15 protein-coding genes and 1 tRNA gene are annotated in these 25,023 nt (G+C 35.1%); 14 read left to right on the forward strand and 2 right to left on the reverse strand.

Translation table 11 applies throughout. The features are described from left to right. Position 1 precedes the first annotated feature (1 nt). Positions 2-3,304 (reverse strand): glycosyltransferase family 117 protein, encoded by a 3,303-nt coding sequence (locus tag AC2D6V_RS05615; RefSeq protein ID WP_484647080.1) that lies wholly within the window; start codon positions 3,302-3,304, stop codon positions 2-4. A gap of 172 nt (positions 3,305-3,476) precedes the next feature. Here AC2D6V_RS05615 and AC2D6V_RS05620 point away from each other — a divergent pair. The 5 genes from AC2D6V_RS05620 to AC2D6V_RS05640 all read left to right on the forward strand — a co-directional run bounded on the left by AC2D6V_RS05620 (position 3,477) and on the right by AC2D6V_RS05640 (position 8,766). After that, a tRNA-Gln gene (locus AC2D6V_RS05620) sits at positions 3,477-3,549 on the forward strand. A 147-nt stretch (positions 3,550-3,696) separates the two neighbouring features. Then, entirely contained in the window at positions 3,697-4,158 is a 462-nt protein-coding gene (gene rimP / locus AC2D6V_RS05625) for a ribosome assembly cofactor RimP (RefSeq protein ID WP_484647081.1), read from the forward strand. Between the two features lie 12 nt (positions 4,159-4,170). Next, the gene (nusA, locus tag AC2D6V_RS05630; RefSeq protein ID WP_298237605.1) at positions 4,171-5,403 is read left to right on the forward strand and encodes a transcription termination factor NusA; all 1,233 of its coding nucleotides are present in this window, start codon (positions 4,171-4,173) and stop codon (positions 5,401-5,403) included. A 28-nt stretch (positions 5,404-5,431) separates the two neighbouring features. Next, on the forward strand, positions 5,432-8,161 hold the full coding sequence (infB, locus tag AC2D6V_RS05635) for a translation initiation factor IF-2 (RefSeq protein ID WP_484647082.1): 2,730 nt from the start codon (positions 5,432-5,434) through the stop codon (positions 8,159-8,161). 128 nt (positions 8,162-8,289) lie between these two features. Beyond that, on the forward strand, positions 8,290-8,766 hold the full coding sequence (locus AC2D6V_RS05640; RefSeq protein ID WP_484647083.1) for a phage tail protein: 477 nt from the start codon (positions 8,290-8,292) through the stop codon (positions 8,764-8,766). Positions 8,767-8,835: 69 nt separating this feature from the next. On the opposite strand, the gene AC2D6V_RS05645 is transcribed toward AC2D6V_RS05640, so the two are convergent. Beyond that, a complete protein-coding gene (locus tag AC2D6V_RS05645) occupies positions 8,836-9,228 on the reverse strand; it encodes an SPOR domain-containing protein (RefSeq protein ID WP_484647084.1) in 393 nt (130 codons plus the stop codon). Positions 9,229-9,441: 213 nt separating this feature from the next. On the opposite strand from AC2D6V_RS05645, the gene AC2D6V_RS05650 reads away from it, so the two are divergent. From AC2D6V_RS05650 to AC2D6V_RS05690, 9 genes are all read left to right on the forward strand, one after another. After that, on the forward strand, positions 9,442-10,734 hold the full coding sequence (locus AC2D6V_RS05650; protein ID WP_484647085.1) for a c-type cytochrome: 1,293 nt from the start codon (positions 9,442-9,444) through the stop codon (positions 10,732-10,734). 73 nt (positions 10,735-10,807) lie between these two features. Continuing rightward, a complete protein-coding gene (locus AC2D6V_RS05655) occupies positions 10,808-13,921 on the forward strand; it encodes a TAT-variant-translocated molybdopterin oxidoreductase (RefSeq protein WP_484647086.1) in 3,114 nt (1,037 codons plus the stop codon). 86 nt (positions 13,922-14,007) lie between these two features. Beyond that, positions 14,008-15,732 carry an NrfD/PsrC family molybdoenzyme membrane anchor subunit gene (gene nrfD / locus AC2D6V_RS05660; protein ID WP_484647087.1) on the forward strand — a complete coding sequence of 575 codons (1,725 nt, stop codon included), beginning with the start codon at positions 14,008-14,010 and terminating at the stop codon, positions 15,730-15,732. Positions 15,733-15,741: 9 nt separating this feature from the next. Further along, positions 15,742-16,278 (forward strand): DUF3341 domain-containing protein, encoded by a 537-nt coding sequence (locus tag AC2D6V_RS05665; protein WP_484647088.1) that lies wholly within the window; start codon positions 15,742-15,744, stop codon positions 16,276-16,278. 1 nt (position 16,279) lies between these two features. Beyond that, positions 16,280-16,831 (forward strand): c-type cytochrome, encoded by a 552-nt coding sequence (locus AC2D6V_RS05670; RefSeq protein WP_484647090.1) that lies wholly within the window; start codon positions 16,280-16,282, stop codon positions 16,829-16,831. 22 nt (positions 16,832-16,853) lie between these two features. Then, positions 16,854-18,221, forward strand: a complete 1,368-nt coding sequence (locus tag AC2D6V_RS05675) for a quinol:cytochrome C oxidoreductase (RefSeq protein ID WP_484647091.1) — start codon at positions 16,854-16,856, stop codon at positions 18,219-18,221. Positions 18,222-18,251: 30 nt separating this feature from the next. Continuing rightward, positions 18,252-19,322, forward strand: a complete 1,071-nt coding sequence (locus tag AC2D6V_RS05680; protein ID WP_484647092.1) for a cytochrome c oxidase subunit II — start codon at positions 18,252-18,254, stop codon at positions 19,320-19,322. A 27-nt stretch (positions 19,323-19,349) separates the two neighbouring features. After that, a complete protein-coding gene (locus AC2D6V_RS05685) occupies positions 19,350-21,143 on the forward strand; it encodes a cytochrome c oxidase subunit I (RefSeq protein WP_484647093.1) in 1,794 nt (597 codons plus the stop codon). A 224-nt stretch (positions 21,144-21,367) separates the two neighbouring features. Beyond that, the gene (locus AC2D6V_RS05690) at positions 21,368-25,006 is read left to right on the forward strand and encodes an Ig-like domain-containing protein (protein WP_484647094.1); all 3,639 of its coding nucleotides are present in this window, start codon (positions 21,368-21,370) and stop codon (positions 25,004-25,006) included. The last annotated feature ends 17 nt before the right edge of the window (positions 25,007-25,023 follow it).

The following is a 25,023-nucleotide window of genomic DNA, read 5'->3' on the forward strand; positions in this document are numbered from 1 at the left end:
TTTAATTGATGGCATCAATACCGCTATCTACTGGAATGTCTGCATCAGATCTTGTTTCTTCTTCTGGCTCATCATCACCATAAAAATGCTTGAATAGTTTTAGGTAGTTGTTGAAAATATCACCTTCACTTTCAGCAAAATCTGAATCGTATTCAACGAGTACATCTATTAAACCTTTGTATCGTTGAATGTCTGTGTAGATTTCTTCGAACATTCGCTCCTGATTTTCCGTTTTTAATCCACTGTAGTAGCTTAGGTTTTCTTGATATTTTACGGCAACATCTTTAAATAGTTGCTGTGCTTTTTCTTTATTATCAACTTCGTAATAAGCACTAATATAGGGCTCTAAAAGGGTGTAGTATCCAAAATAATCTACTGGCATATTAGTCATAGCTATATCAGCTATTTCTTCAGATTTTTCTAATTCTCCCTCATTTATTAGTTGTTCTATTAAACGGGCTAAATTACCCCTGTACGTAATAGAGTTTTTACGTGTTTCAGTATCATGATAAATATCTGGACTACCACTATTACCCCAATCCCAATTTTTAACTTTATTGTACATTAAGTCTGAGTCTACACGACCCATATCAAATGGATTTGCTCTATCAACTTGAGTTCTAATGGGTACTAATTTATAGCACATTCCGTCTAATTGTAGGTAATCTTTCATCCAAATATAATCGTCGTCACCAAAGCTACCACCAGTAAAATAGATTGGGCGTGTCCAATTGTTATTGGCCACAATGTCTAGCATTAAAAGTCTATTTTTATATAATGCATTACCCTTTACTCTAATATAAATAGTGTCTACAATTTTACTCGTATCTTCAGGTTTTACGATACCACTTTTAATGGCATTTTCTTTATTTACCGAAAGCTTTAAGAACTCGGTAGGTAAATAATTTGCATTTAAATCTTGAGCTCTTACCTGCGCTAAATCAACTCCTTTTTGCTGCAATACATATTGATATTTCGTTCTTGGATGGTCGCTTGAAATAAAATTTAGAGCTTCTTTAATTTCTAAGGTATCTCTAATAACGTTTTCTTTTATAACGTAATCGTTAGTGCCATATTTGTAGTTGTCGTGTTTTAATTGCGATGGCACTGGGTCACTTTCGTAAGCTTTACGTTTCATTTGATCGATATACCAATCGGTTTGAAATAAACTGGTATTAACCACTCTAACATCGGTTCTATAGCCTTCAATTTCTTGAGCATACCAAAGCGCAAATGTGTCGTTGTCGCCTATAGTAAATAAAATTGCATTTTCGGCACAAGAATCTAGATACTTTCTCGCCATTGCCTTGGCTGTGTATTTGCCAGACCTATCATGATCGTCCCAGTTGTTTGCTGCTAAAATACTTGGAACTAAAATTAAGCATCCCAATGTTATAATATAAGCACTATATTTAGTTGACAAGTATTTTTTTAAACCATCATAAATAGCATAAACTCCAAAGCCAATCCAAATAGCAAACACATAAAATGAACCAACCACTGAATAATCCCGCTCACGAGGTTCAAAAGGTCTCACATTCGTATAAAATTGAATAGCTAACCCAGTAAACAAGAAAAATACGAGCATCACCCAAAATAATTTCTTATCAGTATTAAATAGAAAGAACATGCCAATGAGTCCTAAAATAAGTGGCAGAAAGTAATAAGTGTTTCTAGCCTTATTATTTTTCACATCACCAGGGAGGTTATCTTGTGAAACTCCTAAATGCCATTCATCAACAGGTTTTATGCCACTAATCCAATTTCCATGATTATCGTACTTCCCCTGAAGGTCATCTTGTCTTCCAGCAAAATTCCACATAAAATAGCGCCAATACATATATCCTAACTGGTATTCCAACATGTAAGCAATATTGCTTCCTAAGGAAGGTTTTTCTATGTCTATATAATCCTTAAATTGTTTTAAAAAGTCATTGTAATCTTCATAGTCAACATTTCCATTTACCACATCGTTTCTAAAATTTGTAATGGCTGTGCGTAATTCGTTTTCCATTTGGTACTCTGGCTTTAACTTAAAATTTAAGAAGCCAGAAAAGAGCATGTAATTTTCGGTATGTTCAGAGCTCCACATACGTGGAAGTATAGATGCGTGTTTCGAATTATAATTTTGCCTAGCATTTTTATAATCGTTTACAACAACATATTCTCCTTTCTCATAATCTTTTTCATATTTAGGTTTGTCATCCACATACGGGTTGTCTTCATCTAAATAAGCGTATTGATCTGTAAATTGTGGGCCATAAAACAAGTGTGTTTCTGGGTATTGTTCTAAGTTATAATATGCAAGAAGTTCTCTAGCACTCGATGGATTATTTTCGTTAATTACAACATTGGCATTAGCTCTAATTGGCAACATAAGCCAAGTAGAAAAGCCAATAATTATAAAAGTCACACACAGTACCCCTGTGTTTAAATGCACAAATCCTTTCTTTCGAGTATATTTTAAAGTCAAATGAATAAGAGCTATTAAGAAAATCCCAGCTATAATAGAACCGGAATTAAAAGGAAGCCCCACAGAATTCACAAAAAAGATTTCGAAAGCACTGAAGATTTTTAAAATATTAGGCGCCAATAATTTAAAAACAAATAGCAGAATAGCGACAGAAACTAGATTCGCTACTATGAAGTTTTTTATGGTAATTTTTTTATAATTTTTAAAATAATAAATTAGTCCAATTGCAGGAATAGTAAGCAGACCCATGAAGTGTACACCAAAAGATAGCCCTATAACAAAAGCAATTAGAATAAGCCAGCGATTTCCGCGGGGTTTGTCCATATCTTGTTCCCAGCGTAATCCTAACCAAAACAATACAGACATAATTAACGTAGCCATTGCATATACTTCAGTTTCTACAGCATTAAACCAAAAAGAATCTGTAAAAGCAAAAGCTAAACTACCGACTAAGCCACTTCCTAAAATAGCTATTATTTGTGATTGCGATAAGTCGCTTTTTTGTACAATTAACTTTTTCATTAAAAGTGTTATAGTCCAAAACATAAACAATATTGTGAAGGCACTAGAAACGGCACTCATCATATTCATCATCCACCCTATTAACTCATTATTTCCAAAAGTAAAAGTAGAAAAGAAGGCTCCCATCATTTGAAATAAAGGTGCTCCAGGCGGATGGCCAACTTGCAATTTTGATGAAGTTAATATGTATTCTCCTGCATCCCAAAAACTTACTGTAGGTTCAACTGTTAAACTATAAGTTATAAGCGCTATTAAAAAAGAGAACCATCCTAAAATAGTATTCCATTTTTTAAAGTTCAAATGTGCCATGTATATTGCTATTTGTTTGCTTGGGCGAATTTACTAATAAATATGATATCCCAAATATTTTTAAGTAAACGTTAAGTATTCAAGATTATTTTTCAAAAAAATGCTTGTGCAAATAAAACTTTATACTAAATTTGCACCTGCTTTAGCGAGCGGTAGCCGTTAAATTACACATTGGCCTATGGTGTAACTGGCAACACGTTGGTTTTTGGTACCAAAGAGTCTAGGTTCGAGCCCTAGTAGGCCAACAGAAAACAGCCCTAATTATTAAAATAGTTAGGGCTTTTTATTTCAAATTCTGCTAATATTTTAATTAAAATGTATTATATTTGCAGCGCTGAAAGGAAAAATAAAAGAATTGAGGGGACGGAAAGTCCCCTCTTTTTATACTAAAAATGTTTAAAACTACGGTTAAAAATTTATTAGATCAGGCTTTAACAGAAAGAAGCGATTTGTTTCTTATTGAGTTTTCTATTTCTGGAGATATTAAGATTAAAGTAGTTTTAGATGGTGATAAAGGTGTTCTTGTTGAAGATTGCATGTTTGTTAGTAGAGCTATAGAACATAATTTAGATAGAGAAGAACAAGATTTTTCTTTAGAAGTAATGTCTGCTGGAGCAACTTCACTGTTGACACACAAAAGGCAGTATAAAAAGAATTTAAATAGAGTGCTTGATTTAAAAACGGCTTCCGACAAAATTGAAGGAACCCTTACAAGTGCGACGGACTCTAACATTACATTAGAGTGGAAAGTTAGGGAGCCAAAACCAATAGGTAAAGGCAAAGTAACTGTAAAAAAGCAAGCCAATATTGCTTATGAAGATATTGTAGAAGCAAAAGTTATGATTAAATTTTAATTCAAAAGAGTTATGGAAAATGTCGCGTTAATTGAATCTTTTTCTGAATTCAAAGACGATAAGCTAATTGACAGAGTAACGTTAATGGCAATTTTAGAAGATGTATTTAGAAGTGCATTAAAAAAGAAATATGGTGATGACGATAATTTTGATATCATTGTTAATCCAGATAAAGGGGATTTAGAGATATGGAGAAATAGAATAGTTGTTGCAGATGGTGAAGTTGAAGAACCAAACCAAGAAATTTCTTTAACAGAAGCTCGTAAAATAGAGCCAGATTTTGAAGTAGGAGAAGATGTGTCAGAAGAAGTAAAGCTTATAGACTTAGGTCGTAGAGCTATTTTGGCGTTGCGTCAAAACTTAATATCTAAAATTCACGAACACGATAATACCATAATCTACAAACAGTTTAAGGATTTAGTTGGAGAAATCTATACCGCTGAGGTGCATCATATTCGTCATAGAGCAGTTATTCTGCTGGATGATGAAGGTAACGAGATTGTTTTACCAAAAGACAGACAAATACCGTCAGATTTCTTTAGAAAAGGAGATAATGTTAGAGGCGTTATTGACAGTGTAGAGCTTAAAGGCGCTAAACCAACAATAATAATGTCAAGAAGTTCTCCTAAGTTTTTAGAGAAATTATTCGAACAAGAAATTCCAGAAGTTTTTGATGGGTTAATTACGATTAAAAATGTTGTAAGAATACCTGGCGAAAAAGCAAAAGTGGCTGTAGATTCTTATGATGATAGAATCGACCCTGTTGGAGCTTGTGTAGGAATGAAAGGATCTAGAATTCATGGAATAGTGCGTGAATTAGGTAACGAAAACATCGATGTGATTAATTACACTAATAATTTACAGCTTTATGTAACCAGAGCTTTAAGCCCTGCTAGAGTAACTTCAATTAAATTAAATGAAGAAACAAAACGAGCTGAGGTTATTTTAAAACCAGAAGAGGTTAGTAAAGCCATTGGTAGAGGTGGGCATAATATTCGTTTAGCGGGTCAACTTACTGGTTACGAGATTGATGTATTTAGAGAAGGTGCTGAAGAAGATGTAGAATTAAGAGAATTCTCAGATGAAATAGAAGGATGGATTATTGATGAATTTAGTAAAGCAGGATTAGATACTGCTAAAAGTATTTTAGAGCAAGACATTGTAGATTTGGTTAAGAGAACCGATTTAGAAGAAGAAACAATAGGTGATGTGATTAGAATTCTTAGGGAAGAATTCGAAGAATAATATATATTTGAGTTTTTAAAGGCAATTTATGGCTGACACAATTAGATTAAATAAAGTATTGCGCGAGCTTAACATCTCTTTAGACCGTGCCGTAGAATTTTTAGATTCTAAAGGCATTGAAATAGAGAAGCGACCTACTACAAAAATTTCAGAAGAAACATACAATATTCTTTCTGATGAATTTGAAGTAGATGCTAACAAAAAAGTAGCATCTAAAGAGGTTAGCGAAGCAAAACAAAAAGAGAAAGATTTGTTGCGTGAACAACGCGAGCGTGAGATTGAAGAAAAACAAAAAGAAGAAGCCAAAAAAGAAGAGGTAGTTAAAGCTACTAAAACGCTTTCAGGTCCAAAGAAAGTAGGGAAAATTGATTTAAGCCCTAAGAAAAAAGAAGCAACTCCTAAAAAGGAAGCTGAACCGGCTGAGGAAAAACCTGTTGAAGTTAAAGCTGAAGTCCCTGTTGCTCCTAAAAAGGTTGAAGAAAAACCAAAAGAAGCTAAGAAAGAAACAGAAACGTCTTTAGAAAATATCGTTGAAACAGAAGAAGGCTTAGTTCCTGAAGAAAAAGTTAAAACACAGTATCAAAAATTAACAGGGCCTAAAATATCTGGGAATAAAATAGATTTAAGTAAATTTAATAAGCCTAAGAAAAAGAAGGAAGAAAAGAAACCAGACGCTAAACCTTCTGAAGGAGGTGCTGCGAGTGCAAATAAGAAGAAGCGTCGTCGCATCAGTAAGGTAGATCCTAGCAATAGCGGTCAACAAAGAGGCGGTAAACCTGGTGGAACTGGTAGATTTAGCAAGGGTGGAAATAAACCTGGTCAAGGAAGACGAAATATTGTTAAAGAAGAACCTAGCGAAGAAGATGTAAAAAAACAAGTACGTGAAACACTTGAAAAACTCCAAGGTAAATCTAGCAAAGGAAAAGGGGCTAAATACAGAAGAGATAAACGAGATCAGCACAGAGAGCAATCTGAAATAGATCAGCAAATAGAAGCAGCTGAAAGCAAAATACTTAAAGTAACAGAATTTGTTACCGCGAGTGAGGTTGCTACAATGATGGATGTTGGAGTTACAGAAATTATTTCAGCCTGTATGTCTTTAGGTATGATGGTTACTATGAACCAGCGTTTAGATGCGGAAACATTAACTATTGTTGCTGAAGAATTTGGATATAAAGTAGAATTTATAACCGCAGATATTGAAGAAGCCATTGAAGAAGTTGAAGACAAACCAGAAGATTTAAAACCTCGTGCACCAATTGTAACGGTTATGGGGCATGTAGATCATGGTAAAACATCACTTCTAGATTATATACGTCAAGAAAATGTAATTGCAGGGGAGTCTGGAGGTATTACGCAACATATTGGAGCTTATGGTGTACAACTAGAAAGCGGACAAAAAATAGCATTTTTAGATACACCAGGTCACGAAGCCTTTACGGCCATGCGTGCTCGTGGTGCTCAAGTTACAGATATAGCTATTATTGTAGCTGCTGCAGATGATGATATCATGCCCCAAACAAAGGAGGCAATTTCACATGCGCAAGCTGCTGGAGTTCCTATTGTTTTTGCGATTAATAAAATTGATTTACCAGCTGCTAATCCAGAAAAAATTAAAGAAGGTCTTGCTAATATGAATTTATTAGTTGAAGATTGGGGAGGAAAAGTTCAGTCGCATGATATATCAGCTAAGGTTGGTACAGGAGTAAATGAGTTATTAGAAAAAGTATTGCTTGAAGCAGAATTATTAGAGCTTACAGCAAATCCAAATAAACCAGCTATAGGTACTGTAGTTGAAGCTTTTTTAGATAAAGGCCGCGGTTATGTGTCCACAATTTTAGTTCAAGCAGGGACTTTAAAAATTGGAGATTACGTATTAGCAGGACAACACAGTGGTAAGGTAAAAGCCATGCATGATGAACGTGGTAATGACGTTATGGAGGCTGGTCCATCAACACCTGTGTCTATTTTAGGATTAGATGGAGCACCCCAAGCAGGTGATAAATTTAGTGTATTTGATGATGAACGTGAAGCAAAACAGATTGCAACTAAACGTGCACAACTGCAACGTGAACAATCGGTAAGAACACAGCGACATATTACACTCGATGAGATTGGTCGTCGTATTGCACTTGGTGATTTCCAAGAGTTGAATATTATTCTTAAAGGTGATGTGGATGGTTCTGTTGAGGCATTAACAGATTCTTTCCAAAAATTGTCAACAGAAGAGATACACGTTAACATAATTCATAAAGGTGTTGGTGCTATTACCGAAAGCGATGTGCTTTTAGCAACTGCATCTGATGCTATTATAATCGGATTTAATGTACGTCCAGTTGGTAATGCACGAATGATAGCTGATAAAGAAGAAATTGATATTAGAACATACTCAATTATTTATGACGCTATAAACGATCTTAAAGATGCTATGGAAGGTATGTTGTCTCCAGAGCTTAAAGAAGAGATTACAGGTACTGCAGAAATTAGAGAAATGTTTAAAGTTTCTAAAATTGGAACTATTGCAGGTTGTATGGTAACCAATGGTAAAATACTTAGGTCTTCTGGAATTAGATTAATTCGTGATGGCGTAGTAGTTTACACAGGCGAATTAGCGTCGTTAAAACGATTTAAAGACGATGTTAAAGAAGTTGCTAAAGGTTACGATTGTGGTATGCAAATTAAAAACTATAACGATATTAAAGAAGGCGATATTATTGAAGCTTTCCATGAAGTCGAGGTAAAAAAGAAGTTGAAATAAACTATAAAAATATATAGTAATAAATGAAGCATCCTGAAAAAAGGGTGCTTTTTTATTGTAACAGTTTGAAAGAATTAAAAAAATATCTTTAGCTTGCCTTAAATTATTATCAACTCAAATTTATGATTATGAAAAGAACAATTTTAATGGTTACATTACTACTAAGTTTAGGCTATAGTAACACTGTGTTTTCTCAAGAAGCTATGATTGGAGAAATAAAAATGTTTGCTGGCAACTTTGCTCCAAGAGGCTGGGCTTTTTGTGATGGACAAAAGCTATCTATTTCAAGTAACACGGCATTATTTTCTTTATTAGGAACGACATACGGTGGTGATGGTAGAACAACATTTGCTTTACCTGATTTAAGAGGAAGAGCTCCTGTGCATGCTGGTAAAAGCCCTTATTTAAATGAAGTTAGATTAGGGCAAATGGGTGGTGTTGAGGCTTTAGAACTTAGAAGAATTAATGTTTTAAAAGAAGAGACGGAAGAAACTTATGAAACGTATTCGGTTAAAACGAGTGATTCTAAAATTCAAACAAGAAGTCCTTATTTAGGTGTTAGGTATATAATAGCTTTAGTTGGAATTTATCCTTCAAGAAGCTAAAGAGAAAATTTAGATATTATGAAAAAAAAGCGACCATTTTGGTCGCTTTCTTATTTATAGTAATTCTTGTTAACTTTTTTCCTTTTTTGGTTTAAAAATAAAAGCACCAGGGAATTCCCGTTTTATTTTTTTCAAAGCTCTGTCAGCTTCTAATCTTGTTCTAAAATTACCAGCCCAAATTTTAAAGTTAGGTGTTTCGTATACAATTTTTGATGCCCAGTCATAAAACTTGCCATTAAAGTTTTTTCTAGCAGTTTCAGCACTAGAACGATTACCAGAATAAATTTGAATTTTATAGTAGTTGTTACTTTCTTTATTAATCTCTTTTTTAAGATTTAATAGAGTAACAATAGCTTGATCTTGATTTATTAATGCATCTCCTTGCTGTGAAAAACTATAATTTACAATAAATAAGCAAATTATTAATACTGAAATGACTCTTTTTAAATGGAATAAATTCATATTTCAAATTGTTTGTACAAATGTATACGATATTAACTTAATTGCGGACTTTTTTATTATTTAGAATCCCTCTAAATTACCAATTAACAGTTCTCTAACATTTTCCAAATCGACTTTTAATATTACTTTTGCCAGAGATTTTATAACTGTGTTTTGTCGTATTCTTATATGAAAAAACCATACCAAAATTTGGAAGTTAATTTAACCAACAATATGAAACAGGTGATTCACCGTAAATTAAGTAGAAACATTCTTCGTTTTGGCTTAATTATTTTATTAGCGTTTACAACCTCTCTTTCAGCTCAAGAAGGAGATCCAGCAAAAGGAAAATCATTATTCAACGCCAATTGTGCAGCTTGTCATCAATTAGATAAAAAAATGACTGGTCCTGCATTGCGTAATGTAGAAGCGCGTTTATCTGATGAGCAAGGCTTAGATAGAGATTGGATTTATGCTTGGATTCGTAACAGTGCTGGGGTAATTAAATCTGGTGATGCTTACGGTAACAAAATTTATAATGAGTATGCAGGTGCCGCAATGACTGCGATGCCACAATTGACAGATGATGATCTTAATAATATCCTAGCTTATACAGCTGAAGAGAAAAAAGCACCTGCTCAAACTGCTGTTCCTGTTGGAGGTGGAGATGTTACGGGTTCTTCTAACGGTATTTCAAACGAAATCATTTTAGGAGCACTGGCAATTTTATTCATCTTATTAGCCGCGGGATTATATTTAGTAAATAAAACGTTATGTCGTTTTGCTTCTGCTCAAAATATTGATTTACCTGAAGCTTCAACTAGAAAGCCACTATGGCAAGCATTTGTACAAAATCAGTTTTTAATGATTGTTGTTGCAATTTTCTTTTTGCTTTCTAGTGCTTATTTTGCCTTTGGATATTTTATGCAAATTGGAGTAGATCAAGGATATCAGCCAGTACAACCAATTCACTTTTCACACAAGATACACGCAGGTGATAATGGAGTTGACTGTAAATACTGTCACTCATCAGCTAGAGTAAGTAAAACATCAGGAATACCTTCATTGAATGTTTGTATGAATTGTCATAAATCTATTTATGAATATAATGGAGAAACGTCTCTAGAGTATACTAAAGAATTTTATGATGGAGAAATTCAAAAATTATACGCTGCCGCAGGGTGGAGTGATGCAGATCAAAAATATACTGGAGATTCACAACCTGTAAAGTGGGTTCGTATTCATAATTTACCAGATTTTGTATATTTCAATCATTCGCAACATGTTACAGTGGCTGGTGTTGAGTGTCAAACATGTCATGGTCCTGTTGAAGAAATGGAGATTATGTATCAGCATGCACCTTTAACAATGGGTTGGTGTATAGAGTGTCACAGAACAACGAATGTAAATGTTAAAGACAATGCTTATTACGAAAAAATACACGAGCAATTATCTAAGAAATATGGTGTAGATAAGTTGACTGTTGCTCAAATGGGCGGATTAGAATGTGGTAAGTGTCACTATTAAGAATAAAAAGATTGTCACACTGAGCGCAGTCGAGGTGTAAAAAATTAATAAAGAAGTAATTCAATTATATAATATGTCATCAAACAAGAAATACTGGAAAAGTGTTGAAGAGCTAAACGAAAATAGCTCTATTGTTGAGACTCTAAAACAAAACGAGTTTGTTAGTGAGATTCCTACAGATGAATTTTTAGGAGATAAAGATACATTAGAGTCTACATCAACAACGCGTCGCGATTTCTTAAAATATGTCGGGTTTAGTACAGCTGCGGCTTCATTAGCGGCTTGTGAAGGACCAGTAAAAAAATCGATTCCTTACGTTGTGCAACCAACAGAAATTATTCCTGGTGTTGCTAATTACTATGCAACTACAATTGCAGATGGTTTCGATTTTGCAAGTGTTTTAGTAAAAACGCGTGAAGGTCGTCCAATTAAAATTGAAAATAACACTTTGGCAGCTACTAACGGTAATGCAAATGCTAGAGTGAATGCTTCGGTTTTAGGCTTGTATGATAGTTTAAGAGTTCAAGGCCCAAAAAAATCTGGAGAATCTATTTCTTGGAGTGATTTTGATGCTGAAACAACAAAGACTTTAACAGATATAGCTGCGGCTAATAAAGATATTGTGTTATTAACACAAACTTTCGCAAGTCCATCTACAAGTAAATTAATAGCTGAGTTTTCTGAAAAATATGGAAATGTGCGACATGTTGTTTATGATGCTGTATCAGAGTCTGCTGCTTTAGATGCTTATCAGGCTAAATATGGAGAACGCGGATTAGCGAATTACGATTTTTCTAAAGCGATGACAATTGTTTCTGTTGGAGCAGATTTCTTAGGAGATTGGCAAGGAGGTGGATTTGATTCTGGTTATTCAAAAAACAGAGTGCCAGATCATGGTAAAATGTCTCGCCATATTCAGTTTGAATCTAATATGTCTTTAACAGGTGCCAATGCAGATAAACGTGTGCCTTTAAAGCCAAGTGAGCAAAGATTAGTGTTAGCGAAATTATATAGCTTGGTTGTTGGCGGTGCTGTTTCAGGCAATTTACCAGAACATTTAGAAGCTGTAGTTAAAAATGCAGCTGCACAACTTAAAAAAGCAGGAAGCAAAGGTTTAGTAGTTACAGGAATTCAAGATGTAAATGCACAAACAGTTGCTTTAGAAATAAACGAAGCTTTAAACAGTAAAGCATTTGATTCTTCTTCGCCAATTAAAACAAGACAAGGTAGCGATAAAGGCGTAGCGCAATTAGTTGTCGATATGAATGCAGGTAAAGTTGGAGCAATCATTATGAGTGGTGTAAATCCAATGTACACTTTAGCAAGTGCATCTGAATTTGCAGAGGGTTTGAAAAAAGTAGACTTATCGGTTGCTTTTTCTATGAAATCTGATGAGACTTCCTCTTTAACAAATTATATCGCTGCAGCACCTCATTATCTAGAATCATGGGGAGATGTTGAATTAAGTAAAGGTCATTATGCTTTAACGCAACCAACAATTCGCCCATTATTTGATACAAGACAATTTCAGGAATCATTATTAAAGTGGACAGGAAACGATGTTTCTTATCACGATTATATTAAAGATGCTTGGGGAACTACTATTTTAGGCGGAAGTTCTTTTAATAAAGCATTACATGATGGTGTTTACGTTGGAAGTATAAATACTGAAATTGAAGAAACTTCAATTGTTTCTGAAGCGGAAGCAGTAACTGAAGCACCTTCAGGAAATGCAGCTAGAGCTTTAGCAGCGTCTTCAAAATCTGAAGGATTAGAATTAACATTATATACCAAAGTAGGTATGGGTGATGGCCAACAAGCTAACAACCCATGGCTACAAGAGTTTCCAGATCCTATTACAAGAGCATCTTGGGATAACTATTTAACTATTTCTAAAGCCGATGCTGATGAAAAAGGTTTAACAAATACACACGTTGCAAACGGTGCATTAAATGGTAGTTATGCAAATGTTACTGCAAACGGTGTATCGATTAAGGTACCTGTTATGATTCAGCCAGGACAAGCAAAAGGTTCTGTTGGATTAGCCTTAGGATATGGTAGGACTAACGGTTTAAAGGAAGAAATGCAAACAGGTGTTAACGCATATGCGTTATACCAAAGTTTCAATAATGTACAGAATGTAACAATTGAACCTGCTACTGGTGAGCATGAATTTGCATCAGTGCAGTTGCATAACACCTTGATGGGTCGTGGCGATATTATTAAGGAAACCACTTTAGAGATTTTTAATACTTACGATAAGGAAGATAAAAAACACGGTTGGAATAAAATTCCTGTAGTTTCTTTAAATCATGAAGAAACTCCAGTAACATCTCCAGATGTTGATTTATGGGATGAATTTGATCGTTCTATTGGGCATCACTTCAACTTATCGGTTGACTTGAATGCTTGTACAGGTTGTGGAGCATGTGTAATTGCTTGTCACGCTGAGAATAATGTACCTGTTGTTGGTAAGACTGAAGTACGTCGTAGCCGTGATATGCACTGGTTGCGTATAGATAGATATTATTCATCTGAAGAATCATTCGAAGGTGATAATGAGAAAAAAGATAATATTTCTGGTTTAGGAAGCTCATTAAGTGAGTTTGGTGAAATGGAAAGCGCTTCAGAGAATCCTCAAGTAGCATTTCAACCAGTAATGTGTCAGCATTGTAATCATGCGCCTTGTGAAACTGTTTGCCCTGTGGCAGCGACATCACACGGTCGTCAAGGTCAGAACCATATGGCTTATAATCGTTGTGTAGGTACTAGATATTGTGCAAATAACTGTCCATATAAAGTACGCCGTTTCAACTGGTTCTTATACAATGGTAATGATGAGTTCGATTATCATATGAATGATGATTTAGGACGTATGGTATTAAACCCAGATGTTGTGGTGCGTTCTCGTGGTGTTATGGAAAAATGTTCTATGTGTATTCAAATGACACAGAAAACTATTCTTGATGCGAAACGTGATGGGCGTCAAATTAAAGATGGAGAATTCCAAACCGCATGTTCTGCAGCTTGTAGTAACGGAGCTATGAGTTTTGGAGACATCAATGATAAGGAAAGCAAAGTTGCAAAACTTAAAGAAGATAATCGTATGTATCACTTGTTAGAAAGTGTTGGTACTAAGCCTAATGTGCAGTATCAAACAAAAGTGAGAAATACAACGGAAGCATAAATTAAGTAAACTGTTTAAAAGTTTAATGGTTTAAACACTTAACCAAAACAAACGGCTAAACAAATAAACAAATAAACAATTAACAAATGGCGTCTCATTACGAAGCACCTATTAGAAGACCTTTAGTTACAGGGGAAAAGTCATACCACGATGTTACTGTGGATGTGGCTGCACCTGTAGAAGGAAAAGCCAATAAGCAATGGTGGATAGTTTTTGGTATTGCACTTGCTGCTTTTCTTTGGGGAATTGGATGTATTATTTATACAATTTCTACAGGGATTGGAACTTGGGGTTTAAACAAGACCGTTGGTTGGGCTTGGGATATTACTAACTTCGTTTGGTGGGTTGGTATTGGTCACGCAGGAACACTTATTTCTGCGGTACTTTTATTATTCCGTCAAAAATGGAGAATGGCAATTAACCGTTCAGCTGAAGCCATGACAATATTCTCCGTAGTTCAAGCCGGCTTATTTCCAATTATTCACATGGGTCGTCCATGGTTAGGGTATTGGGTACTGCCAATTCCGAATCAATTTGGATCACTATGGGTTAACTTTAACTCACCACTACTTTGGGATGTATTTGCAATTTCAACATATTTATCGGTATCATTAGTATTCTGGTGGACAGGTTTATTGCCGGATTTTGCTATGTTACGTGATAGAGCAATAAAACCTTTCCAGAAGAAAATATATTCATTATTAAGTTTCGGATGGTCTGGTAGAGCAAAAGATTGGCAACGTTTTGAAGAAGTATCTTTAGTACTTGCTGGTTTAGCAACACCGTTAGTCCTTTCTGTACATACCATTGTATCGTTTGACTTCGCAACATCAGTTATTCCAGGTTGGCATACAACGATTTTTCCACCATACTTTGTTGCTGGTGCGGTATTTTCAGGATTTGCGATGGTAAACACACTTCTTATCATCATGAGAAAAGTGTGTAACCTTGAAGATTATATTACGGTACAACACATCGAATTAATGAACATAGTAATTATGATTACGGGTTCTATTGTAGGTGTGGCATATATAACAGAATTATTTATTGCCTGGTATTCTGGCGTAGAATACGAACAATATGCATTCTTGAACAGGGCTACAGGACCTTACTGGTGGGCATATTGGGCGATGATGACTTGTAACGTATTCTCTCCACAATTTATGTGGTTTAAGAAATTAAGAACAAGTATCATGTTCTCTTTCTTAATATCCATTGTTGTGAACATTGGAATGTGGTTTGAGCGTTTTGTAATTATTGTAACTTCTTTACATAGAGACTATTTACCATCATCATGGACAATGTTCTCACCAACATTTGTTGATATAGGAATCTTTATAGGAACCATTGGATTTTTCTTTGTGCTTTTCTTGCTTTATTCTAGAACATTCCCAGTAATTGCTCAGGCTGAGGTAAAAACGATTTTAAAATCATCAGGGGAACGATATAAAAACATCAGAGAGCGAGGGGATAGTTTGGTAGGAACAGGTGTTGATGTAAGAACTTCTGGCGGAATAGTGTCTAAATCTAAAGAAACTTCAGTAGGGGATAATTCAGAAAAAGTATCTAGTCTTTTGGGAAGCATTGGTGCTTTTGATGCCTCTACACAAAAAGCGGATGATTTAAAGAAAGTAAATGGTATTGGACCTAAAATGGAGGAAGTGCTTAATAGCATTGGTATTTTTACGTTCCTTCAAGTTAGTAGAATGACCAAGAAAGAATATGACTTGTTAGATAGCATAACTGGTTCTTTCCCTGGAAGGGCAGAACGCGATGATTGGTCTGGACAAGCTAAAAAATTAATAAACTAAACATAGTCAATGGAAGCTTCAAAAGTTATTCACGCTATTTATACTGATGATGACGTACTAATGTCAGCTGTTAAAAAGGTTAAGGCAGAAAGACATCATATAGAAGAAATTTATACACCATTTCCGGTGCATGGACTAGATAAAGCTATGGGGTTGGCACCTACCCGTATCGCTATTACAGCTTTTATGTATGGTCTTGTTGGTCTTACCGTAGCTATCGTAATGATGAATTTTATCATGATTACAGATTGGCCTCAGAACATTGGAGGTAAACCAAGTTTCAGTTACATAGAAAATATGCCAGCATTTGTGCCAATCATGTTTGAATTAACGGTGTTTTTTGCAGCGCATTTAATGGTAATTACGTTTTATTTACGTAGTAGAATGTGGCCATTTAAAAAGGCGGAGAATCCAGATCCTAGAACAACTGATGACCATTTTTTAATGGAAATTGCAGTTCATGGAAATGAAGATGCTTTAGAAACATTGCTTAAAGATACAGGAGCAGTTGAGATTAATATTATTGATAAAGAAGATGGACATTAATATGAAAGGCTTAATTAAAATATTAGTATTAGCAGTTGTATTTGTAGTTGTATCTTGTAATAAGAGTACAGCTCCAAACTATCAATTCATGCCTAATATGTATGAGTCTGCAGGCTATGAAACATATGGAGAAGCTGCTTTTCCAAATGGAGTTGAGGCACAAATACCAGCAGAAGGTTCTATACCAAGAGGATATGTTCCTTTCGATATTGAAAACACAACAGAAGGTTACGAGATAGCTAAGGCGACTTTAACGAGTCCTATAGATTCTACACAAGTAGATTTAGCAAGAGGTAAAGAGTTATACGATATTTATTGTGGTATTTGTCATGGTAATAAAGGGGATGGTCAAGGTAAACTCGTAAAGCGAGAAAAAATTCTTGGCATACCAAGTTATGCCGATGTTGGTAGAGCTATTAATGAAGGAAGTACTTACCACACGATTTATTACGGTAAAAATGCGATGGGTTCTTATGCGAACCAGTTGAATGAAGAAGAGCGTTGGCAAGTTGTTTCGTATGTGTTAAAATTGAAAGCCGATTTACAAAAGTAAGATTGATAAGATTATTATAGATATGTATACATTTTCAAATAAATTAAAGACATTTTCTATCATACTAATGGTTTTAGGAGCATTAGGTGTTGGATATGGTTTTATGACATCTCATAAATCTTTAGATGAAGTAAAAACTATGCTAGCTGATGAAGCATCACACCATGGAGGTGGTCATGCGGAAGAAGCTTCACATGCAGAAGCTGATTCTCATGATGCACATGCTGAAGAAGCAACTCACGACGAAGGAACTCATGGAGAGGATGCGCATCATGGAGATGAACACGCAGAACATGTTATGCACCAAATTCATAACAGACCGTGGTCTGCGCTTTATGTAGCAGCGTTTTTCTTTATGATGATAGCTTTAGGTGTTTTAGCATTTTATGCTATTCAAATAGCATCCCAAGCAGGATGGTCACCGGTGCTTTTTAGAGTTATGGAGGGAATAACTTATTACTTACTACCAGGAGCTTTAATTGTTGTTGCTATTGCTATATTTTCAGGAGATCACATATTTGTTTGGATGAATCCTGATATGATAAATCCTGAGAGTGATAAATACGATGCATTAGTAGCAGGAAAATCGGGCTGGTTAAATAAACCGTGGTTTATAGTTCGTGCACTAATATTTATAGGAGGTTGGAGTTTATACAGATATTTTTCTCGTAAATTTTCAATTGCACAAGATACAGCTGAAGATAATAGAAACTTCAAAAAGTCTTTTCGTATTGCAGCAGGATTCTTAGTATTCTTTATATATACAGAATCTATGATGTCATGGGATTGGATTATGAGTGTAGATCCACACTGGTTCTCAACATTATTTGGATGGTATGTGTTTGCTAGTATGTTTGTAAGTGGAATTACAGTTATCGCTTTAATTACTATCTATTTAAAATCTAGAAACTATTTAGAGTTTGTTAATGAGAATCATTTGCATGATGTTGCGAAATTTATGTTTGCGTTTAGTATTTTCTGGACCTACCTATGGTTCTCTCAATTCATGCTAATATGGTATTCTAACATTCCAGAAGAGGTAACATATTTTGTAACACGTTTTGGGGATTATCAACTACCGTTTTTAGGTATGGTAGTTATGAATTTTGTATTCCCAATATTAATGTTGATGAATGCTGATTATAAGCGTATTCCTTGGTTTGTTGTTATGACAGGTTTAGTAATATTGTTTGGGCATTATATTGATATTTTCAATATGATTATGCCTGCAACCGTTGGAGACAGATGGTTTATTGGAATTCCAGAAATAAGTTCCATATTACTTTTTGCTGGCCTATTCATATTTATAGTGTTTACAGCATTATCAAAAGCTCCTTTACTAGTTAAAAGATATCCTTTTAGAAAAGAAAGTGAAGAGTTTCATTATTAATTAAGATATAAATAAAGACGAACGATAACAATGACTGCTTTATTAACAATTATAGTTTTAGTATTTATTTTAATTGCCATTTGGCAAATGGTAAAGATTTTCGATTTAGCTCAAGCTAAAAATGATAACACGCCAGGAGTTGCCACGGACAAGGATAATACGTTAAATGGATATTTAATGATGGGCTTTTTAGCTTTCATTTATGTTATTACCATTGTAAGTTTTGTTTACTGGGGCGATTTACCCCTAATGTCTAATTCGGCTTCAGCTCATGGGCCTACTATAGATAATTTGATGATTATCTCAATGGTAATTATATTTATCGTTCAAACCATTACACAATTCTTGTTGCATTACTTTGCATACAAGTATAAAGGAGAAAAGGGGAAAAAAGCATTGTTTTTTGCAGATAATAATAAATTAGAAGCAATTTGGACAATTATTCCTGTAATAGTTTTAGCTGGTTTAATTATTTACGGTTTAAACACATGGATTGACATCATGGGTGTTGACGAAAGTGACGACCCATTAGTTGTTGAACTTTATGCGCAACAGTTTAATTGGAAAGCTAGGTACGGTGGAGCGGATAACACTTTAGGAAAAGCAAACGTTCGTTTAATTGATATAGATCGTGCTAATATTCTTGGTTTAGATGAATCTGATCCAAATGCACAAGATGATGTTATTACTACAGAATTACATTTACCTGTAGGTGTGCCTGTATTATTTAAAATGCGTTCACAAGATGTATTGCATTCTGCATATATGCCACATTTTAGAGCACAAATGAATTGTGTCCCAGGAATGATTACACAGTTTGGTTTTACACCAACAGTTACTACTGCAGATATGCGCCAAACTCCTCAAATGATTGAGAAAGTAGCAAATATTAATAAAATTAGAGTTGAAAATAGTAAGCCATTAATAGCAAAAGGAGAAGAAGCGTTAGAACGCTATGAGTTTGATTACTTGTTGTTATGTAATAAGATTTGTGGTAAGTCTCACTACAATATGCAAATGAAAATTGTTGTGGAAACTCAAGAAGAATATGATGCTTGGTTAAAAGAGCAAAAAGAATTCAAAAACTCTCTAGTTAACTAATTAAAAAGATAAAAACGATATAAGATTATGTCAGCACACGCAGATACTCACGCTCACGACGACGACCACGGACATCATCATAAAGAAACGTTTGTAACTAAATATATATTTAGTCAAGACCATAAGATGATTGCTAAGCAGTACTTAATTACAGGTACTATTATGGGTGTCATCGGGGTTTTAATGTCCATGATGTTTCGTATGCAAATTGCATGGCCAGAGGAACCAAACGTATTGTTTGAAGCCTTATTAGGTAAGTGGGCACCAGATGGTGTAATGGATGCAGATATTTATTTAGCATTAGTTACCATACATGGTACTATAATGGTGTTTTTTGTATTAACCGCTGGTTTGAGCGGTACGTTTAGTAACTTATTAATTCCATTGCAAATTGGTGCACGAGATATGGCATCTGGTTTCTTAAATATGGTTTCCTATTGGTTATTCTTCTTATCGAGTGTAATCATGGTAATTTCTCTATTTGTTGAAGCGGGACCTGCATCGGCTGGTTGGACCATCTATCCACCTTTAAGTGCCTTACCAATGGCTCAAGGAGGTTCAGGAATGGGTATGACACTTTGGTTAGTGTCTATGGCCATATTCATTGCATCGTCATTATTAGGATCTCTTAACTATATTGTTACTGTAATTAACTTACGTACCAAAGGCATGTCTATGACAAGATTGCCACTTACAATTTGGGCGTTTTTTGTTACAGCTATAATTGGTGTAGTATCCTTTCCAGTATTATTATCTGCTGCCTTATTATTAATAATGGATAGAAGTTTTGGAACATCATTCTTCTTATCAGATATATTTATTCAAGGTGAAGTATTACATTATCAAGGAGGATCACCAGTATTGTTTGAGCACTTATTCTGGTTCTTAGGTCACCCAGAAGTATATATTGTAATCTTACCTGCTATGGGACTTGTTTCCGAAATTATGGCCTCAAGTTCGCGTAAACCTATTTTTGGTTACCGTGCAATGATTGCTTCAATTTTGGCAATAGCATTTTTATCAACCATTGTTTGGGGTCACCATATGTTTATCTCAGGGATGAACCCATTCTTAGGATCTGTATTTACATTTACAACGTTATTAATTGCTATACCATCAGCGGTCAAGGCATTCAACTGGATTACAACACTCTGGAAGGGTAATTTACAGTTGAACCCCGCCATGTTGTTTTCAATTGGGTTTGTGTCAACTTTTATCACGGGAGGTTTAACTGGAATTATTCTTGGAGATTCTGCTTTAGATATTAATGTTCATGATACTTATTTTGTAGTGGCGCACTTTCACTTAGTAATGGGTATATCTGCATTATATGGTATGTTTGCAGGAATCTATCATTGGTATCCAAAGATGTTTGGGCGTATGCTTAATAAAAACTTAGGTTACATCCATTTCTGGGTAACTGCTGTCTGTGCTTACGGAGTTTTCTTCCCAATGCACTTTATAGGCATGGCAGGATTGCCACGTCGTTATTACACCAATAGTAATTTCCCTTTATTTGATGATTTAGCTAATGTGAACGTAATTATTACCATTTTTGCTTTAATAGGAGGAGTTGTTCAAATCTTATACTTATACAATTTCTTTGCAAGTATTTTCTACGGAAAGAAAACAGTGCAAAATCCTTGGAGGTCTACTACATTAGAGTGGACTGCACCTATAAAGCATATTCATGGTAATTGGGAAGGTGAGATTCCTCATGTACATAGATGGGCATACGACTATAGTAAACCTGGACATGATGTAGATTTTGTACCTCAGAATATTCCACTTAAAGATGGAGAGGAAGAATTACAACACTAAATAATAATATTTCATAATATAATAAAAGCTCGCTTGAAAAAGCGAGCTTTTATCGTTTAAACGTCAATTATTTTCGATGAAATACAAAAAAATTAAAAAAACACGATGAAATACAAAAAAATCAGTTAAATTGCGTTCGAAAGAACTGAAATTGTAATTTAATATAAAATTGATTCGGTTTTTGACAGGTTATTAATATTAATAATTATAAACTTAATCCAGTCATGAAAACAAAACCCTTATCTAGGAACCTATTTAAAACAGTATCCTGCATTTTGTTATTGTTATGGACAACAAGTCAAGTTTTTGCTCAATGTCCTACAATAGCAGATCCAAGTCCACCACCAATTTGCGATGCATCTGGTTTTACATTTAGTGATTTGGATGCTTTTGCGACCACTGGTGGTAACGGCATTGTTTGGTATAATCTTGCAACTGGAGGAACAGCCTATTTTGGCACAGAATTAGTTTCAGAAGGTATTTATTACGCTGACGATAATTCTGGAACCTGCGGCGCTAGAGAATTGATAACAATCACTTTTCAAGTTAGTCCATCGAATCAAAACTTAGATCGCCTTTATTGTAGTAATGAAAATCCAACGGTACAAACCTATATTGATGATGTTTTACAAACATATATACCTGTAGGTGGCACTGTTGAAGTTTATAATGATTCACAGTTAACAGATCAAGCAAATGCTTCAGATTCGATTATAGTGGGAGCATTTAGTTATTATATTGTTTTTATTGATAATGGTGGATGTGAGAGTCAAATAGAAATTGGTAATGTTGGTTTATTTAATTCACTACCAGACCCAACACCTGCAGATCCTCAGTTACTTTGTTCAGCTTCAAGTCCAACTATTGGGAATTTAGATCCTGGTACAGGTTCAAGCCACAGTTGGTATGTAGATTTAGATGTATTTGGAAACCCAGTACAACCAGCTTTATCTTCAGCAACACCTTTAGTTGATGGAAATACTTATTATGTTCAAGTAGATGACTTTTTCTGTGATAGTAACCCTATACCAGTAACAGTTAATATTGATATACCAGTTGACCCAGGAACACCTGCTAGTTTAGAATATTGTGAAGATAATATTCCAACAACAGATTTTGATTTGTTCAGTCTTTTAGGCGGTATGGCAGATACAACAGGTTCATGGACAGGTCTTACAACTATTTCTAATGGACATCAAGGGACAACAAATATTTCATCTTTAACGGCGCCGAGTACAAATGTATATACTTATACTGTACCAAGTAATGGTGCATGTCCAGATGGCGTTTCAACCGTAACTATAACCTTATTTGAAATTCTTAGTTCAGGAATACCTTCTGCATCAAATCCAGCAAGCTATTGTGAAGCAGATTTGCCAAGTTCATTCGATTTGTTTTCACTACTTGATAATGAAGACCCTAATGGACAATGGACACAAGGAACATCTAGCTCAGATCCTGTACTTACTTCACCATTAAATTTAGTCGGTTTCACACCGGGAACATATAATTTTACATATACACAGAACTTATTACCAAGTCCTTGTTTGGAAGAATCAACGACCGTACAAGTAACAGTATTACAAGATCCAAATGCTGGAAATGCTAATAATCAAATCTTTTGTGAAAATGATGTTGCTGCTAACTCACCTTTTGATTTATTCAATGCGTTAGATGGCTCTCAAGATCATAATTCAGGTACGTGGACAGATGCAAGTAATGTAACCATTTCAAACTCAATAGATATTACAGGTTTTACTGTTGCGGGTAGTCCTTATACATTTAATTATACAATTGATAACGGAACTTGTATCGATACAGAACCAGTAACAATTACCATAGAACCTGCTCCAGAATCAGGAACACCTAATGCGCCATTAGAATTTTGTGCAGTAGAATTAACAACTGGTCAAACGGTTGATTTATTTGATTTGTTAGAAGGTGAAGACCAAACAGGTACATGGAGTGATGATAATGGATCGTTAGCTTTATCTGGAAATACACTTACAGTAGATGGTCTTGTGGATGGAACATACAATTTTACTTTTGATGTTGATGCAATCGGTACTTGTGATGATGTTTTAGTAACAGTTACTGTTATAATAAACGACCCACCACCACCAACAGCATCTCCTAGCCAATCATTTTGTGATGCAGGAACTGTTGGGGATATTACAGTCACTGGAACAAATATACAATGGTATGACCAAGCAACAGGAGGTACACCTTTAGATGGAACTATCGATTTAACAGATGGTGGAACATATTATGCAACTCAAACCGATCCAACAACAGGTTGCGAATCTTCAGTTAGAACATCAGTAGCAGCATCGGTTAACCAAACACCAGTTGCTGGAAACGTAGGATCACCAATAACAGAATGTAATAATAACAGCAGTATTGATTTATTTACAACCTTAGATGGCACGCAAGATGCTGGAGGTGTTTGGCAAGATAATGATAGCACAGGTGCTGTATCTGGAAATAATTTGGATGCTACCACCTTAATAGCAGGTACTTATAATTTCACTTACTTTATAGCCGCAACACCACCGTGTATTGATGCGAGCGTAAGTGTAATATTAACAATAGAAGAATCACCAAATCCTGGGACTCCAGCATCTACAAATATATGTAGTGATAGTGGAACAACCGATTTATTTCCACTTCTAGGAGGGGCAGATACAGGAGGAACTTGGTCTCCAGCATTAACAAGCACCACAGGAGTTTTTGATCCAGCAATAGATGCACCAGGGGTTTACACATATACTTTAACTAATTCATGCGGCGATGTAAGCAGTAATGTTACAGTTTCTGTTACACAAGCAGCGAATGCTGGAAGTGATGACTCAGTAACCGTATGTGTTGCCGATGGACCAACCGATTTGTTCGGCTTTTTAGGAGGCGCTCAAACGGGAGGAACATGGTCACCGGCTTTAACAAGTGGAACAGGAGTTTTCGATCCATTGGTTGATGCTGATGGCGATTATACTTATACCTTAGCGCCTACAGCACCTTGTACAACTGGAGCGAGCGCTACCATAACAGCTACAGCTGGTGATAGCTTGCCCCCAACAGTTATAAATTCAAATCCATCGTATTGTACAACAGATAATCCTACCGTAGCTAATTTAGATATTAATTTGACTGCAACAGGAACCATTACTTGGTACACGGATGCAACTTTAGCAATAGTATTAGCATCAACAGATGCACTAATTGATGGTGAAGATTATTTCGCAACACAAACAGGTGGAAGTGGATGCCCATCCTCTATTGGTGTTCAAGTGGATGTAACTATTAATGATACACCTACACCAACCTTAAACGACCCGTCTTTAACTTATTGTATAAATGATGGACCAACAATCAATGATTTAACATTAAATATTACAGAATACGATGCATCATTAAGCAATTTAGTTTGGTATGATGCCGCTACAGGAGGAAATACTATTACTGATACATCGACACTATCTAGTAACACAAACTATTATGCAGTCCTTGTTGATCCAGTAACTGGATGCGAGAGTAGTATTCGATTGGATGTATTGCCAGATTTAACAGACTGTGGAAAATTAGTAATTCCAGATGGATTTTCACCAAATGGCGATGGTACTAACGATACCTTCGATATAGATAACTTAAACGTTCTATACCCTAATTTCGTCATGGAAATTTATAACCGTTATGGCAATCTAATATATAAAGGAAATGCAAGTACACCTCGATTTAATGGTAAATCAAACCAATCAGGAACTCTTGGTAGTGGAGACTTACCAGTAGGCGTGTACTTCTACATATTCAATTATAATGATGGAACTAATAAGCCTACACAAGGCAGATTATACCTAAGCAGATAATTTAGATAAAGCAAAAT

The organism is Algibacter sp. YIN40, assembly GCF_057219435.1.

Bases quoted from the DNA above. Each gene is read 5' to 3' on its own strand.
- infB (WP_484647082.1), top strand. From the start codon at position 5,432: ATGGCTGACACAATTAGATTAAATAAAGTATTGCGCGAGCTTAACATC.
- AC2D6V_RS05670 (WP_484647090.1), top strand. From the start codon at position 16,280: ATGAAAGGCTTAATTAAAATATTAGTATTAGCAGTTGTATTTGTAGTT.
- AC2D6V_RS05650 (WP_484647085.1), top strand. From the start codon at position 9,442: ATGAAACAGGTGATTCACCGTAAATTAAGTAGAAACATTCTTCGTTTT.
- AC2D6V_RS05645 (WP_484647084.1), bottom strand. From the start codon at position 9,228: ATGAATTTATTCCATTTAAAAAGAGTCATTTCAGTATTAATAATTTGC.
- nusA (WP_298237605.1), top strand. From the start codon at position 4,171: ATGGAAAATGTCGCGTTAATTGAATCTTTTTCTGAATTCAAAGACGAT.
- AC2D6V_RS05615 (WP_484647080.1), bottom strand. From the start codon at position 3,304: ATGGCACATTTGAACTTTAAAAAATGGAATACTATTTTAGGATGGTTC.
- AC2D6V_RS05680 (WP_484647092.1), top strand. From the start codon at position 18,252: ATGACTGCTTTATTAACAATTATAGTTTTAGTATTTATTTTAATTGCC.
- AC2D6V_RS05675 (WP_484647091.1), top strand. From the start codon at position 16,854: ATGTATACATTTTCAAATAAATTAAAGACATTTTCTATCATACTAATG.
- rimP (WP_484647081.1), top strand. From the start codon at position 3,697: ATGTTTAAAACTACGGTTAAAAATTTATTAGATCAGGCTTTAACAGAA.
- nrfD (WP_484647087.1), top strand. From the start codon at position 14,008: ATGGCGTCTCATTACGAAGCACCTATTAGAAGACCTTTAGTTACAGGG.
- AC2D6V_RS05690 (WP_484647094.1), top strand. From the start codon at position 21,368: ATGAAAACAAAACCCTTATCTAGGAACCTATTTAAAACAGTATCCTGC.
- AC2D6V_RS05685 (WP_484647093.1), top strand. From the start codon at position 19,350: ATGTCAGCACACGCAGATACTCACGCTCACGACGACGACCACGGACAT.
- AC2D6V_RS05640 (WP_484647083.1), top strand. From the start codon at position 8,290: ATGAAAAGAACAATTTTAATGGTTACATTACTACTAAGTTTAGGCTAT.
- AC2D6V_RS05655 (WP_484647086.1), top strand. From the start codon at position 10,808: ATGTCATCAAACAAGAAATACTGGAAAAGTGTTGAAGAGCTAAACGAA.
- AC2D6V_RS05665 (WP_484647088.1), top strand. From the start codon at position 15,742: ATGGAAGCTTCAAAAGTTATTCACGCTATTTATACTGATGATGACGTA.